Origin of the sequence: Cloacibacillus sp. An23 (assembly GCF_002159945.1) — a bacterium.
Taxonomy (GTDB): Bacteria; Synergistota; Synergistia; order Synergistales; family Synergistaceae; genus Caccocola.
The window spans coordinates 95653-109756 of the sequence record NZ_NFJQ01000003.1; the positions used below are offsets into that span (position 1 = coordinate 95653).

15 protein-coding genes are annotated in these 14104 nt (G+C 61.3%); 7 read left to right on the top strand and 8 right to left on the bottom strand.

The window, feature by feature from the left end:
- Window positions 1-350: 350 nt before the first annotated feature.
- Genes B5F39_RS03675 through B5F39_RS03690 form a run of 4 tightly spaced genes read right to left on the bottom strand, consistent with a single transcriptional unit; the run spans window position 351 to window position 4611 of the window.
- Window positions 351-863, bottom strand: a complete 513-nt coding sequence (locus B5F39_RS03675) for a citrate lyase holo-[acyl-carrier protein] synthase (RefSeq protein WP_087364073.1) — start codon at window positions 861-863, stop codon at window positions 351-353.
- Complete coding sequence (gene citC / locus B5F39_RS03680; protein WP_087364076.1) at window positions 860-1900, bottom strand: [citrate (pro-3S)-lyase] ligase; 1041 nt, start codon at window positions 1898-1900, stop codon at window positions 860-862. The genes B5F39_RS03675 and citC overlap by 4 nt, the downstream gene beginning before the upstream one ends.
- 5 nt (window positions 1901-1905) lie before the next feature.
- Window positions 1906-3384, bottom strand: coding sequence for an AMP-binding protein (locus B5F39_RS03685; protein ID WP_239391077.1), 1479 nt, complete (start codon window positions 3382-3384; stop codon window positions 1906-1908).
- Between the two features lie 27 nt (window positions 3385-3411).
- Window positions 3412-4611, bottom strand: coding sequence for a M20 family metallopeptidase (locus B5F39_RS03690; protein WP_087364082.1), 1200 nt, complete (start codon window positions 4609-4611; stop codon window positions 3412-3414).
- 155 nt (window positions 4612-4766) lie between these two features.
- Here B5F39_RS03690 and rarD point away from each other — a divergent pair, with 155 nt between their 5' ends.
- From rarD to B5F39_RS03705, 3 genes are all read left to right on the top strand, one after another.
- Window positions 4767-5708, top strand: a complete 942-nt coding sequence (gene rarD, locus B5F39_RS03695) for an EamA family transporter RarD (protein WP_087364085.1) — start codon at window positions 4767-4769, stop codon at window positions 5706-5708.
- 316 nt (window positions 5709-6024) lie between these two features.
- A complete protein-coding gene (locus tag B5F39_RS03700; RefSeq protein ID WP_087364088.1) occupies window positions 6025-6873 on the top strand; it encodes an NAD(P)-binding domain-containing protein in 849 nt (282 codons plus the stop codon).
- Window positions 6874-6909: 36 nt separating this feature from the next.
- A complete protein-coding gene (locus tag B5F39_RS03705) occupies window positions 6910-7455 on the top strand; it encodes a hypothetical protein (RefSeq protein WP_087364091.1) in 546 nt (181 codons plus the stop codon).
- A gap of 11 nt (window positions 7456-7466) precedes the next feature.
- Here the strand turns inward: B5F39_RS03705 and B5F39_RS03710 are convergent, their stop codons facing one another.
- Window positions 7467-7955: a biotin transporter BioY gene (locus B5F39_RS03710; protein WP_343217572.1), complete on the bottom strand. Its 489-nt coding sequence runs from the start codon at window positions 7953-7955 to the stop codon at window positions 7467-7469.
- On the opposite strand from B5F39_RS03710, the gene B5F39_RS14210 reads away from it, so the two are divergent.
- A complete protein-coding gene (locus B5F39_RS14210) occupies window positions 7927-8064 on the top strand; it encodes a hypothetical protein (RefSeq protein WP_158095924.1) in 138 nt (45 codons plus the stop codon). The genes B5F39_RS03710 and B5F39_RS14210 overlap by 29 nt on opposite strands.
- 133 nt (window positions 8065-8197) lie before the next feature.
- On the opposite strand, the gene B5F39_RS03715 is transcribed toward B5F39_RS14210, so the two are convergent.
- From B5F39_RS03715 to B5F39_RS03725, 3 genes are all read right to left on the bottom strand, one after another.
- On the bottom strand, window positions 8198-8536 hold the full coding sequence (locus B5F39_RS03715; protein ID WP_087364096.1) for a type II toxin-antitoxin system RelE/ParE family toxin: 339 nt from the start codon (window positions 8534-8536) through the stop codon (window positions 8198-8200).
- On the bottom strand, window positions 8529-8807 hold the full coding sequence (locus B5F39_RS03720; RefSeq protein ID WP_087364099.1) for a type II toxin-antitoxin system Phd/YefM family antitoxin: 279 nt from the start codon (window positions 8805-8807) through the stop codon (window positions 8529-8531). Before B5F39_RS03720 ends, B5F39_RS03715 begins: the two co-directional genes overlap by 8 nt.
- 145 nt (window positions 8808-8952) lie before the next feature.
- Entirely contained in the window at window positions 8953-9597 is a 645-nt protein-coding gene (locus B5F39_RS03725) for an acetyltransferase (RefSeq protein WP_087364101.1), read from the bottom strand.
- Between the two features lie 168 nt (window positions 9598-9765).
- On the opposite strand from B5F39_RS03725, the gene B5F39_RS03730 reads away from it, so the two are divergent.
- The 3 genes from B5F39_RS03730 (at window position 9766) to B5F39_RS03740 (ending at window position 14103) form a co-directional block, all read left to right on the top strand.
- Window positions 9766-11907, top strand: a complete 2142-nt coding sequence (locus B5F39_RS03730; RefSeq protein ID WP_158095925.1) for an AMP-binding protein — start codon at window positions 9766-9768, stop codon at window positions 11905-11907.
- A gap of 271 nt (window positions 11908-12178) precedes the next feature.
- The gene (locus B5F39_RS03735; RefSeq protein WP_087364107.1) at window positions 12179-12802 is read left to right on the top strand and encodes a TetR/AcrR family transcriptional regulator; all 624 of its coding nucleotides are present in this window, start codon (window positions 12179-12181) and stop codon (window positions 12800-12802) included.
- 71 nt (window positions 12803-12873) lie between these two features.
- The gene (locus tag B5F39_RS03740) at window positions 12874-14103 is read left to right on the top strand and encodes an efflux RND transporter periplasmic adaptor subunit (RefSeq protein ID WP_087364109.1); all 1230 of its coding nucleotides are present in this window, start codon (window positions 12874-12876) and stop codon (window positions 14101-14103) included.
- Window position 14104: the final 1 nt, after the last annotated feature.

Genomic DNA, 14104 nt, shown 5'->3' on the forward strand with positions numbered 1-14104 from the left:
CGTTGCGTGCTCGAGCGCGCGCCGTGCAAGTTTGCTGGACATTGCGGAAGCGACGGCGCGCGGCGCGGCGTGAGGAACATTACGGAAGAGCGGGAACGCGGCGTATAGCGGCTTGAATTTCGCAAAGTATCGGAAATTGACGTCGCTGGATTCCGCGTCAAGCGCGGAATGACGGCGAACCCCACTGTATCTCTTTGTTGATTGAGCAACCATAAGCTTGTTCGGCATTGCGTGCGCGGGAGGAATCGCGTAAACGCAGCCGGCTCCGCGAGCGCGTGTGCGCAGCGCGGAGTCTTGATGTTTCGGCGAAGGTTTCGGGATAATTGCGAACGGAGCGGCGGCGTTCCGTCTTATCTGCCCGCCGACGCGGTTTTGACCATTCTCATGACGAGCTCGCGCAGCTCCGCCGCGTCGTGGCGTCCGGCGCGAGCGCAGGCTTTCGCGTCTTCGCCGCAGAGGAGGCAGCGGCGCGGCGGCAGCCCCATGCCGAGGCGCGAGAGCTGGCCCTGCGCCGTCAGCACGTCGATGTCGAGAATCCTCCCGGCATCCATGCAGTTCTCGGCTTCTACCGCCGCGCGCTTTAGCGCCCGCGCGTCGAATTTTCTGCCGTCGAAGGCCCCCTGCCAGCATAGCCCAGCTCCGTTGTCGAGATAATGCTCTTCGAAGGGGGCGGCGCAGAGGTGCGCTAGCAGGAAGCGTCGGCACTCCTTTATCACCGTCACGTCGCCGGGGATTCTTTTCGGAAAGCCGGGGACGTTGAGCCCTATCTGGCAGACGAAGGCTTTTTCGCGCGCCGCGAGCATTTGCCGCTGGCACGCGGCGCGTTCGTCGCGTCCGGCGAGCACTTCTTCGAGCGGGGTCATTTCCGCGTCTCCCGCAGCTTCGCGGCGGCCTCGCGTCCGCGCGGGCTTTTCAGGTAGTCGAGCGTGACTTGCGGCAGCAGGGTTTCGAGGCCGTCCGCGCCTTCGGCTATCATCGCGCGCACGCGCGAGGCGGAGACTGGCGCGCCGCCGCTCTCTTTGCGCGTTATCTCCGCGACTTCGCAGCCGTATTCGGGCAGCACTTTTTTCAGCGTTTCGTTATAGACCGCCGTGACGGGGCAGAGAGGCTCGGTGCCGACGAAGCGGCGTCCGACGCCGAGCGCGGGGACGAAGAGCCGCCCGAAGAGCCGCGCGTCTAGCTCCGCCTGTTCGGCGGCGACTGGGAGTTCGCCGCGGTCTTTCAGGAAGTATGTCGGGAAGGTGGCTTTCGAGACGGCGTAGCTGCCGCTCGCGAGGACGCGGACGTTCGGCAGGTGGGCCGTCCCCGCGCGCACGAGCGCGAGCCTGTCGGCGAACGGGAAGGCCGAGGCGTCCTCTTCGACCACTATGACGTAAAAGACGGGCGCGGCCTTCGCTCCTTGTTCTATCAGAAACTGATGGCCCAGCGTGAATGGGTTGCAGTTCATCACGGCGGCCGCCGAGCGCGGGCCGTTCTTCGCGCGTTCGGCCTCAAGCGAGGCGCGGAATTCGTTTACGCCCGGCGCGCCGCACTCCATGAGCACGGAGCGTTTCGACGCGGCGAGCTCGCGGAAGCCGAGCGAAGCAAATTTCGGCGCGGACTCGGGCTTCGTGTAGACGAAGAATTTATAGCGCCCGTCCGCGCGCGCGGCGCTCATCAGCGCCGAGATGACCTGCCCCGAAAGGCCGGCCTCGCGCCACTCCGGGTCCGCGGCTACCATTTTTATGACGTTTCCCTCAAGGCTCGCCGTCGCGATTATATTTTCGTCGCTGTCCTCGGCGAAGGCCGTGTAGTCGGGCGCGCCCTCGAAGACCAGCCCGGCTTCGCCGAGCAGGCGTTCGGCGGCGCGGCGCTCGAAGCGGTCCGGGTGTCTCGTAACGCGGCATGATACGCCGTACAAGGCCGTCACTCCTTCGAGAGCTTTCTCTTGACGATCTCCCCTATTGGAGAGCGCGGCAGCTTCGAGATGAATTCCACGATGCGCGGGACCTTGTAGTAGGAGAGCTTTTTCTTGCAGTAGTCTATGAGCTCCTTCGACGAGACTTTTTCGCCGTTACGAAGGACTACGAACGCCTTGACTATCTCGCCGCTCGTCGAGCGCGGCACGCCTATGACGGCGGCCTCCTTCACCGCGTGGTGCTCTTCGAGAGCGCGCTCGACCTCGCGCGAGTAGACCTTGAAGCCTCCGACGAAGATGACCTCCGAGGTGCGTCCTACTATGTAGAGGTAGCCGTCCTCGTCGAAGCGGCCTATGTCGCCGGTGCGGAACCATCCGCCGCAGAAGCGCCCCTCGGTCAGCTCCGGGCTTCGGTAATAGCCGCGCGCGACGCTCGCGCCGCGTATCCAGAGCTGGCCCTCGCGCCCCGGCGGCAGAGCCTCGCCCGCGTCTCCGCGTATCTCCGCCTCGACGCAGGAAACTATCGTGCCGACGCTGTCCGGCTTCGATTTGTCGAGCCCCGGCGTCAGGGCGACTACGGACGACGCCTCCGTCAGCCCGTAGCCCTGTATGACGTGCGTCTGGAGCGCCTCTTCTGCGCGGCGGCGCAGGCTGCAAGGCAGCTTGTCCGCGCCGGAGAGGACGCATTTTATCTTGGACGGTGCGGCGGCCCCGCGCAGGACGGCGGAAACCATCATCGCTATCATCGTCGGCACGGCCATCACTATCGTGACCTCCGCCCTGCGTATCGCGTCCATCGAAGTCTCGACCGGCATGAACGACGGGAGTATCACCTGGCGCGCCGCCTTGACCAGCGGCAGCAGGGCGCCGCAGACGAAGCCGAAGGCGTTCGAATTCGGCAGCGCGTTCAGTATCACGTCGTCCTCGTCGAGCATGTCTATGTGGCTCACGCAGCTCTCTATGCAGGCGAGAAGGTTGGCGTGCGTCAGAGGCACGGCGTTCGGCTCGCCCGTTATGCCGGAGGTGTAGAAGATGACCGCGGTCTCAGGGTCCTCCTCGTCGCAGGGGCGGCCCGGTATGTTGTCCTCGAGCGAGTCGAGGCTTATCGCAGAGCAGGGGATGCCCTCCTCGGATATCAGCGGCACCAGCTCGTCGCAGCCGCGCGACGTGAGCACGGCGAACACGTCCGCGTGGCGGAGCTGCCGTATCAGCGGCACGTAGCCGGAGCGTGGGTCGATAAGCACGACCGCGCCGCCCAGCCGCCACACCGCGACGGCGGTGGCGAGCAGTATCGGGCTGTTCGGCGTCAGCAGCGCGAGGCGCTGGCCGCGCTTGAAGTTGCTCGTCCGCAGCCTGTCCTCGCATTCCTCGACCAGCTCGAGGAACGCGCCGCGCGACCACCAGGTCTTCTGCCACCAGATGAACGGCTCCGCCGGCAGACGGTCCAGGTTGTCCTTTATTATCGTTTCAAGCCTGCATGAAGACAAAATCTATCACTCCGCAAGAGAAAAAATCTAATTTCCCGAAAGCGTGAGCGCCATATAGGCCTCCCACGCGGCGGAAAAGGGAAGCATGCTTTCGGGAACGTCGTAGCGCGGGTGGTGGAGCGGATATTCCAGTCCCGTGCCGAGAAGCATGAAGACCGACGGGACGGCGTGCGTGAAGAACGAGAAATCCTCGCCCGAAAGCAGCGGGCGCTCCAGCATGTTGATGCCGTCCTCCCCGAAAAAAGGAACCCCGATACGAAGGATCTCTTCCAGCATATCGAGGTTGTTTTCAATCTGCGCGTAATTGCGCGTATATTCAACGGAAGCGAGCCCGCGCAGCGCCTTCGCTATCGCCGGCGCGACGGTCTCTATGCGGCTCTGCACGAAGTCGCGCGTCTTGGGGTTGAAGGCGCGCAGCGTCCCCCAGAGGTTCGCCTGCTCGGGGATGACGTTGTACGCCGTGCCCGACTCGACCTGTCCGAACGACACGACGACCGCCTCGCGCGGATCCACCTCGCGCGAAAGCATAGCCTGTATCGTTATTATGATGTTCGCCGCTATCGTTACGGGGTCCACCGTCATGTGCGGCTCGGCGGCGTGTCCCGCCGTACCCCTCACGTCTATATGTATCCTGTCGGAGAGCGCCGTCATGACGCCCTTCTTTGTATAAAGCTCGCTGTACGGCAGCTCCGGCGTCCACGCCACGGCTGCGCACCGGCCTATCTCGAACCTCTCGACGAAATGATTCTCTGTCAGCGTCTTCGCGCCGCTGCGTCCCTCGCCGGCGGGCTGGAACAGAAATACGACGCGCTGCGGCATCTCTTCCCTGTGCTCCGCGAGTATCGCCGCCGCGCCGAGCAGCGCCGCCATCTCCGCGTCGTGGCCGCAGGCGTGCATCACGCCGGGCATACAGGACGAGAAGGGGAGGCCGGTCTGTTCCTCAGCCGCCACGGCGTCCATAGTCGCGCGCAGCATCAGAGCCGGGCCCGGGATGTCTCCGCCGAGCACGCCTATCACGGAAGTCGGCATGGCGTAGCCGGTGATTACCTCCATGCCTGGGATGGACTTCAGGACGCCCGCTATTTTCGAAGCCGTGATGTTCTCTTCCATGGCAAGCTCGGGGAACTGGTGGAAGTCTCTCCGCCAGTCCTGCATATCGCCGTAAATACGTTCAGCCCCTTCGAGAAGCGCCGCTCCCAGCGCCGAAAGCTCCATCTGCTCCTTCATGCACGCCCTTCCTTCCGTAAAACGAAGACTCTGACCCAATTTTTTGATAGTTTATCACAAAACGCGCCCGATGAAAAATCCGTGGCGCCGCGCGCGCCGCATCTGACGCGCCGCGCCTGGAAATAGTACAATACTCGCGTCGGGAGGCGATTCTCATGACGGAGCCGCAGAAGGGCGCCGGAGCGATTTTCTTGTCGTATATATGGTGGGGCTCGATGCCTCTCTACTGGAAGCTGCTCGACAATGTTCCGTCCGGCGAGATACTCGGGCACCGCGTCGTCTGGTCGGCGGCCTTCATGCTCGCGGTGCTCACGGCGGCGCGCAAATGGCGCGCGCTCGCGTCGTTTGTCCGCTCCGAGCCGCGCGAAACGCTCTGGCTCGCGGGCGGCGGCTTCCTCATCACCTTCAACTGGTGGCTCTATATATGGGCCGTCAACTCCGGGCGCGTCCTCGACACGAGCCTCGGCTACTACATGAACCCGCTGCTCTCGATACTCTTCGGACGGCTCTTCTTCGGCGAACGGATGCGCGGCGCGCAGAAGGCCGCGCTCGCTCTCGCGGCCGCGGGTGTGGCGGTGCAGGTCGCGGCCATGCGCGCGCTGCCCGCCGTCTCCGTGGGCCTCGGCCTCTCCTTCGCGCTCTACGGCGCGCTCAAGAAAAAAATCCCCGTCGATCCTGCGCTCTCGCTCTCAGTCGAGACGTTCGCCGTCGCGCCCGCGGCGCTCGCGTGGCTCTTGTGGCTCGAACGCGCGGGGGCGGCGGCCTATCCGTACGGCCTCGCGGCGGACCTCCTGCTGGCCGGAGCCGGCGTTATGACGTCCGCCCCGCTGATGCTCTTCGCCTACGGAGCGCGCCGCGTCAGCCTGACGACCGTCGGCTTCATACAGTATCTCTCGCCGACCATGACCTTCCTGCTCGGCACGTTCGTCTACCGCGAGCCCATGAGCGCGTACAGGCTCGCCGCCTTCGCGCTGATATGGTGCGCGATAGCGCTCTACACGGCGGACGCGGCGCTTCGTATGCACAGGGAAAAGGGCGGCGGCTCGGATTGTAACAGAGACGTTACGTTCAGGCGCACAAATCTTTACAAAAAATAATTGACAGTTCGCGCATTGCAATATATCATATCTGCCGAAAAATGTTTCGGACGGAAGAAGGGTGACGAAAATGCTGCACAAACAAATCACGTTGAAAGCTAAGGCCGCTATCTGCGCGGCGCTCACCCTGCCTCGACCGTCTACCTTCTAAATCTTTTCCTTAGGACGCGCAGGCGTCCCCTTTTCAAATACGCTTATCGTTACAGAATATCTCCTCTCTCTCCGCGCTGAGCGGAGAGAGGAGGTACGCTCTTCGCGGCGCGGACGCAGAGAGACCGCCGCCGCATGTCTTGGATTTAGAAGGGAACATGCTGAAATGAAAAATTTTGCCGAAGAAATTAAATGCGCGGGAAATCTTCTCGAAGGAAAGACGATAGGAATAGCGGGCTTCGGACACCTCGGCTCGTCGATAGCGGGCGCTCTGCTCGCGAACGGCTTTCCCAAGGAGCGGCTGCTCGTGTCGTGCGGCGGAAGCGCCGCGACGCTGGAGCGCGCCGCGCGCATGGGCCTCGCCGGGTCTATGACCGACACGCTCACGCTCGCCGCGCGCGCGGACTTCATGCTGCTCGCCGCACGCCCTCAGGACCTCGGCTCGTTCGCGGGGCTTCGCCTCAAGGACGGCGCCTTCGTCATGTCCTTCATGGCCGGCATCGCTCTTGAGACGCTTCATAAAATCTTCGACGCCGACCTGTGCCGCGTCATGTGCAGCGGCCCGGAGACGATAACCGACGGCATGGGCGTCGCCGTCACCTTCCCCTCAGAGGCGCGCCCCCACGCCGTTCTGCGCGCCGCCGGCCTCGAAGTCTTCGACCTCTCCTGCGAGCTGGAGCTCGACGCCTTCACCGTCGCGATATGCCTGCCCCCCATATTCCTCAACGTCGAGTTCGGCGCGGAGGAAAAGCGCGCGGCGCTCGCCGCGATGGGACGGCGTTATCCCGTCTGCGGGACTCTGCTCCCCTGGATAGAGCGCGTAGTCTCGGCGCACGCGGGCGAGAAGCGCGAAAGCTCGCTCGAAAACGTATCGACGAAGGGCGGCGTCACCGAAGCCATGACGACCGCGCTGCGCGGGGGCGCGCCCCTCTCCGGCGCGATAGCGGCGGGAATGACGCGATGCGCGGAAATCAGCGCGGAGCTGGCCAAACGCTTCGCCGCAAACGCGGCGTAGGGACGCGAGCGGCAATTCATAGAATGGACAAAAATTATGGACGCGGAGAAAAAATATCCCACATGGCTTGAAGGCCATATAAAAGACTGGGCAGAGAAACGGCTCACGACGATGACGCTCTGCTCGCAAAGCGGCGGGGAGCTGCTCGAAGTGTGGTACTACGGCGGGCTGATGCGCGTCGAAGGCGAAGCGCAGCCGTTTATAGCGGACACGGAAGAGGCCCCCGGCATGGTGTTCGCTAGGGACGCGCAAAGCGGCGAGGAATTTTTAATCTTCGACGGCGCGAAGCACGGCTACGACGCGATGTTCTGCGACGAGTACGACGCGGAGGCGCTCGCCTCGCGCAGGCTCAAAAGATACGGCATACCGCCGTCGAAGCTGATTTTAGAGCTAGGCTACAACATCGACTACGATGACGAAAAAGAGACCTTCGGCATAGACGGGGAAGGAAACGTCGAACTCATAGACGGGCGCGCCGTGCCGTGGGAGGACGTTAAGCGCAACGGCTTCGACTACATCGCGCTCTCGTTTATAGATAAAGAGTGGAAACAGCGGCAGTTTTTAGACGCGGAGCTTGCGTAAGGCTCCGCGCTTTATTTTCCAAACCCCGCGCGCGACAGCTTCACGGCGGCGGAGGCCGCGACGGCGGCCTTCACTACGTCGCCGCCCGCGGTGCTGAGAAAGCCTATCGAAAGGACTCTGAAGAAGGTCGCGCCGCCCTGCTCTATCCAGAAATTCAAAATCACGTAAAGATAGGCGACGCCGACGGCGTAGGTCGCTGCGACGCCGAGCAGCGCCGCGGCAAAATAGCGCGCCCAGCCCGGCTCCCCGCAACGCGCGCGCATACGCTCCGCGAGAGCGCCGCATATCCACGCGCAGCAGACGAAGCCCGGAATATACCCGAACGACGGCATGAATATGGCCGCCGGCCCCGCCGCCGATGTGAAAACGGGAATGCCGGCGAGCCCCATCAGCATATAAAGAAGCTGCGAGGCCGCGCCCTTGCGCGCGCCGAGCGCGAAACCGGCGAGCATACAGACGAGCGTCTGCAGCGTGAACGGCACAAAAGGCACGGGAATCATTATCCTCGCGCCCACGGCGGACAACACCGCAAATAATGAAATTTCGGCCATAGCTCTTATCTTCATGGCGCGAATGATAATCCAAAAGCGCAGCGTAGTCAACCTATAGAGCATCATCTGTTGACATTGCGCCGCGCAGGGGGCCGGCAAGGCCTATATATAAGGAAGTAAAAATTTTGTAAAAGTTTTCGCGCTCCCGCGCCGCGCCGCCGTTCCCGTTTCGAAGCGCGGAATCCGCCGTGTCAGCGAGGCCCTCCGCCTTCGCTTTCTTTTACCGGCGTTTCGCAGAACCCGCGCCGTGCGTATATGACGCGCGCTATCGTAACGGTCTTGCGTTCCTCGTCTACGCTGTAAAAAATGAGATGATTTTTCACAAGGCGCTTCCTGTATTCGCGCTTCAGCGGGCGTATAGGGACATAAGCGGGATCCGCGTAGGGGAAGGCCGCGATTTCCTCCGCCGCGCCCACCAGCGCCGCGGCGAGTCGTTCAGCGGCGGCGGGCGCTTTGAGCTCCGCGCTTATGTAGCGCGCCGTCTCCGCCATGTCGCGCAGCGCGGACGGCAGATACTCGAGCCTATACAAGCTCTCCCGCTCCGGCGGCCTCTCTAACGGCTTTCAGAACGTCTTTTGACGAATAGCGCTTGTCCGAAGCTTCCGCCTCGCGCTCGGCCTCAAGCAGCTTGAAGTATATCTCGCTCTCGAGCCGGAGATTCTCGTAGGCCTCCATGCTGAGCACGACCATGTCGCCGTAGCCGTTCTTCGTCAGGAACACCGGCTTTCCGGTCTCATGCACGGTCTTTGAGATGTCGGCGAAATTGTTGCGAAGGTCCGAAACGGGACGTATCATGTTCATGCGCTCACCTCCGCTTCAATTTTAGCATAATTGTGCTAAATTGCGTCGCGCGCCGCCTTACTCGCCCTGCGCAAAAAGCCCGCGCCTCAGGCACGGGCTTCGAATGTTCGTGACGGGCGTTTGAGGGGCGCGCCCTCAGTCCGCGTTACTGCGGATCTTTTATGACGAGCGGCATTATCTTGCGCGCGGGCGTGCCGACGTAGGTGCCCTCCATCTGGATGTCCTTCAGCACCGCGCTGCCCATTCCTACGAGCACGTCGCAGTGTATCTTCGTGTATGGCTTTACCTTCGCGCCCATGCCTATGAAGACGTCGTCGCCTATATCGACGTTGTTGCCTATCGTCGCGCGCGGCGCGAGGTGGCAGAAGCTCCCGACGCTCGTGTCGTGGCCGATGTAGGTCGCGGAGTTCACTATAGTGTGCTTGCCTATGCAGGCGTCCGACTCGAGTATGCAGCCGGCGAAGACGATAGTCCCCTCGCCGAGCCTCACCGAACTGTGGACGATTCCCATCGGGTGGACGAAGACGGGCCAGCAGACGTTCTTGAAGCGCGCCGCCATCCTGCGGCGGACTTCGTTCGAGCCTATCGCTATGACCGCCATCGTCTCCGGCGTGTCGGGCATCTCCGATACCGGGCCGAGAATCGGGATGCACCACAGCGACTTGCCCCAGAGTTCCGAATTGTCGTCATAAATGCCGGCGCATCCGAAGCCGCACGCCTCGAGCGTGGAGAGGACGACCTTCGCGTGGTCTCCGGCTCCTATGAGAAAAACTTTGTCCTTTTTCTCCATCGTTACCACCCTTCCGTTTTGCATATTAAGATGACATATTTATTGTAACGCAAATTTTGCCAAAGTGCGCGTAAACGGGCAAAAACCGCTTATATCATGGTATAATCAGCTATTATGCCGGACTTGCGATTCCACTATTATCGCTTTCGTCCTTTCGGAGGGGTTGCATTGCGCAGACTTATCGTCAAACTTATCCTGCGGCTTTTCTTCCGCGTGGAGGTCAAAGGGTGGGAGAACTGGAAAAAAGCCGGGGAAGGCGTCCTCATCGCCCCGAACTACGTTTCGTTCATAGACCCGCTGATCCTCGCCGCCTTCCTGCCCGAAAAGGTCCCCTTCGCGATAGAGCGCAGGCTGACGAAAAAACGCTTCGTGCGCTTCTTCCTCCCGATAGCCGACACTCATATACTCGACGCCGACGCGCCGCTCACTCTTAAATATTTCCTTAATCTGCTGAAAAACGGCGGAAGATGTGTAATATTCCCCGAGCTCCAGCCGACGACGATAGGCAACCCGATGAAAGTCTCGGCCGGCGTCGCGCAGATAGCCGACCACACTCACGCGAAGATACTGCCGATACATATCAAAGGCACGGAGAACACGCCTTTCTCGCGCATACAGCACAGGCGCGGCCTGCGCTTCTTCTCCAAGGTGACGATAACGGTGTTCCCCGTCAAGAAGCTCGAAGTCCCCGACAATCTCACGGGCTCGAAACGCACGGCCGCGGCTGGGCGCGCGCTCGAGCGCATAATGGACGAGGCCTCTCTCTACGCGCGCAGGCGCGAAAAGCCCTTCTGGGACATCCTGCTCGACGCGCGAAAAGAGTTCGGCGGAAACACGCGCATATTCAGCGACCACGGCGCGAAGCCCGTCACATACAACGGCTTCATCACGCGCGTGCTTCTCATCGAGGAGGCGCTGCGCGCGCAGAACCTCGCGGGGAAGAACATCGGCGTCCTGCTTCCGACCTCGCTCGGCGGCGTCATAGCCATGTACGCGCTGCAAAAGATGGACAAGATACCCGCGATGCTCAACTTCTCGCTCGGGCCGCGCGCTCTCGTCACGAGCTGCCGCACAGCCTGCATCGAGACCGTCGTCTCGTCGCGCAAATTTATAGAGCTCGGCAAGCTTGAGGCGCTCTCTAACGCCATCGAGGAAGCCGGCATCCGCATCTTCTGGCTCGAGGACGTAGCCCCGCTCATCACGACCGGCAAAAAATTATCCGCGGCGCTGCGCACGCACTTCGTGCGCTCCAACCCGGCGGACCCGAAGGCCGTAGAGAAGCCCGCGATAATAATCTTCACCTCGGGCTCCGAGGGAACTCCGAAAGGCGTCGTCCTGAGCTACAAGAACCTCAACACGAATCACGCGCAGATGTACACGCGCGTGGACTTCTACCGCTCCGACCGCGTGCTCAACGCCATGCCAATATTCCACTCCTTCGGCCTCTGCGGCGTATTCATGCCTGTGTCGCTCGGCTTCTTCGTATATCTTTATCCCTCGCCGCTGCATTATAAGACGATAGCGAATATATGCTACGACGAGCGCATAACGATACTTTTCGCGACGGACACCTTCCTCGCCGGCTACGCTAAGGCAGCCTCCGACAACTACGACTTCGCTACGATGCGCCTGCTCGTGCAGGGCGGCGAAAAGCTAAAGCCCTCGACGCAGCAGACGTGGTTCGAGCGCTTCAACGTCCGCATCACGGAGGGCTACGGCGTCACCGAAGCCTCGCCGGTCGTATCTAACAACTACTACGCCCACCACAAGAGCGGCACCGTCGGCCCCTTCGTCGAAGGGCTGGAACACCGCCTCGAGCCGGTGGACGGAGTGCCGGAAGGCGGGCGGCTCTGGCTCAAGGGCGACAACATCATGCTCGGCTACCTGCGCGCGACGAACCCCGGCGTGCTCGAGCCGCTCAAGGACGGCTGGTACGACACGGGCGACATAGTCAAGGTCGATGACGAGGGCTATGTCACGATACTCGGGCGCGCCAAACGCTTTGCGAAGATCGGCGGCGAGATGATATCGCTCGCGGCGGTCGAGGAAGCTATGTACGAGATATGGCCAGACGGGCAGCACGCCGTCACGATGCTTCACGGCGCGAACCGCGAGACCCTGACCGCCGTCACGACGCGCCGCGACATAAAGCGCGACGACCTGCGCCAGAAACTCTCGGCGATAGGCATGGCGGAGATAGCGATACCGAAGAAGATAATATACATGGACGAGATACCGCTGCTCGGCAACGGAAAAACGAGCTACGTCGAGCTTGACGAGATGCTGAAGAACATGAACGGCGACGACTGACACAGTCGCCGGCAAATGCGGAAAATCCATGAAGCGGCGCGGGATTGCGCTTTTCCCGCGCCGCTTCCTTTTTGCGCATCCGGCGCTTCGGCACAGCCTTTACATAAATTTAACATGAAATCCCCATAATTTTGTGTTAAAAAATTATGCGGGGCTTCGCCCGATGGATTTTGAAAAAATCTAAGCGCGAGCTCTTGACATACAGTCGGGTATGTATATATAATCGCTTTCAGCAAAATCGCCAGGATATATAAGGGAGGGAATCTGAAAAATGCGTAGAACGAAGGAAGAGGCGATGCGCACGAGGGCGAGCATTATGGAATCTGCGCTCGAAATCTTCGGCGAAAAAAATTTCGCGAACGCCTCCGTTTCGGAGATAACGGCCAGGATAGGACTTTCAAAGGGGGCCTTTTACTGGCATTTTAAGAACAAGCAGGACATCCTTATCAAGATAATCGAAGAGTGCTGCGGCGAGAGCCCGGACAAGACCATCAGCCTCTACGAGACGGAGATCGGGGCGCTCGACCCGATGCGCGAGTATTTCAAAAACGCGATGACGCGCCTGCGCAGCGAGGAGCACTGGAAAAAAATCCACAAGCTCATGATACGCCGCTACGAATGGCCCGAGGATATACGGGAGCGCGTAGATCAGATAATGCACGAGTCCACGCTGCGCGACGTGAAGATGATAGCGTCGTACATCGAGGCGAGGCAGAAGGATGGGAAGATACGCAAGTCGGTCTCAGCCGAAAAGACGGCGCTGCTGCTGACGAGCATCTTCCACGGGATAGGGATACTCCAGCTCTCTGGGGCTCTGCCCGAGGATTTCCCTGGGTGCCTCGACATACTTTTCGACGCTCTCGGAAAAGAGCTCGCGCCGGAAGCCGGCGAATAAAGACGTCAATCCCTGCCGTGAATGGGAGAAAAGATATATAAAAAACGAGAAAGAGTAGGTGGCACTGAAAAATGCAGGGAAATGGAGAACACAAGAACGTGGAGATCAATGGCAAGACGAAGTCGGGCCTCGTGAAAATCGTCGCCGCGGTCGTCGTAATCGCCGCGGTCTTCTTCGGCTATAAGGCGTGGAAGGACGGCTCGTCCGCTCCCGTCCAGCAGGCGGCCTCCGAGCCCGTCGTCGTCGTGAAGCAGGTGGAGAAGTTCGACGCTTCGTCCGTGCCCTCCGAGTACGTCGGGCGCGTGGAGTCGATACAGTCCGTCTCCGTCAAGCCGCAGATCTCCGGCGAGATAGCGAAAGTCTGCTTCAAGGAAGGCTCGATAGTCAAGGCGGGAGAGCTTCTGTTCCAGATAGACCCGAAGCAGTATGAAGCGACGGTCCAGCTCCGCAAGGCCGAGCTGCAGCAGGCGGAGGCCAACTTCGTAACGGCAGAGAAATACTACAACCGCGTAATGGCGGCGAGCGAACAGGCCGTCTCCGCGACCGACAGGGATACGGCGGAGGGCAACCTGCTCCAGACCAAAGCCGCCGTCGCGCAGGCCAAGGCCAACCTCAGGCTCGCGCAGATAGACCTCAACTACTGCCGCATCACGTCGCCGATAACTGGCAAGATAGGCAAGGCGCTCTACACGAAGGGCAACTACGTCACGCCGTCGGTAACGGAGCTCGCCTCGATAGTGCAGATGGACCCCATCCGCGTCTCCTACCCGCTGCCCGACAGGGACTACCTCGACCAGCTCGAGCTGTTCAAGAGCGACGGTTCCGTCTACAACACGAAGCTCACGCTCAGCAACGGCACGGAGTACAACCTCCCCGGTAAGCGCGACTTTGAGGACAACAGGATAGACCAGACGACGGGAACGATAATGATGCGCCTGCGCTTTGAGAACAAGGCCGGCGAGCTCATCCCGGGCGAAATGGTCCGCGTCTTCACAAAACCGGCCAAGAGCCGCATAGTCAACGCCGTTCCGCAGACAGCAGTCATGGCCGACGAAAAGGGCGACTACGCATACGTCGTCAACGCAGACAACACAGTGCGTCAGGCGCGCATAACGCTCGGACGCGAGTTCGGACAGCTGCGCGAGGTCGTGAGCGGCCTTGAGGCCGGAGAGAACGTCGTAGTCGCCGGACTCCAGCGTCTCTCCCCGGGCGCTAAGGTGAGGATAGACACAGGCGCGGCGCAGGCCGAAAGCGGCGAGGCCGCGCAGCAGGGCGGAGAGGCCGCGAAAGAGGGAAACTAGA

Coding starts and splice junctions, on each gene's coding strand:
- B5F39_RS03675 (WP_087364073.1), bottom strand. CDS start 863: ATGACCCCGCTCGAAGAAGTGCTCGCCGGACGCGACGAACGCGCCGCG.
- B5F39_RS03690 (WP_087364082.1), bottom strand. CDS start 4,611: ATGAAGGAGCAGATGGAGCTTTCGGCGCTGGGAGCGGCGCTTCTCGAA.
- rarD (WP_087364085.1), top strand. CDS start 4,767: ATGACGGAGCCGCAGAAGGGCGCCGGAGCGATTTTCTTGTCGTATATA.
- B5F39_RS03700 (WP_087364088.1), top strand. CDS start 6,025: ATGAAAAATTTTGCCGAAGAAATTAAATGCGCGGGAAATCTTCTCGAA.
- B5F39_RS03705 (WP_087364091.1), top strand. CDS start 6,910: ATGGACGCGGAGAAAAAATATCCCACATGGCTTGAAGGCCATATAAAA.
- B5F39_RS03710 (WP_343217572.1), bottom strand. CDS start 7,955: ATGATTCCCGTGCCTTTTGTGCCGTTCACGCTGCAGACGCTCGTCTGT.
- B5F39_RS03720 (WP_087364099.1), bottom strand. CDS start 8,807: ATGAACATGATACGTCCCGTTTCGGACCTTCGCAACAATTTCGCCGAC.
- B5F39_RS03725 (WP_087364101.1), bottom strand. CDS start 9,597: ATGGAGAAAAAGGACAAAGTTTTTCTCATAGGAGCCGGAGACCACGCG.
- B5F39_RS03735 (WP_087364107.1), top strand. CDS start 12,179: ATGCGTAGAACGAAGGAAGAGGCGATGCGCACGAGGGCGAGCATTATG.
- B5F39_RS03740 (WP_087364109.1), top strand. CDS start 12,874: ATGCAGGGAAATGGAGAACACAAGAACGTGGAGATCAATGGCAAGACG.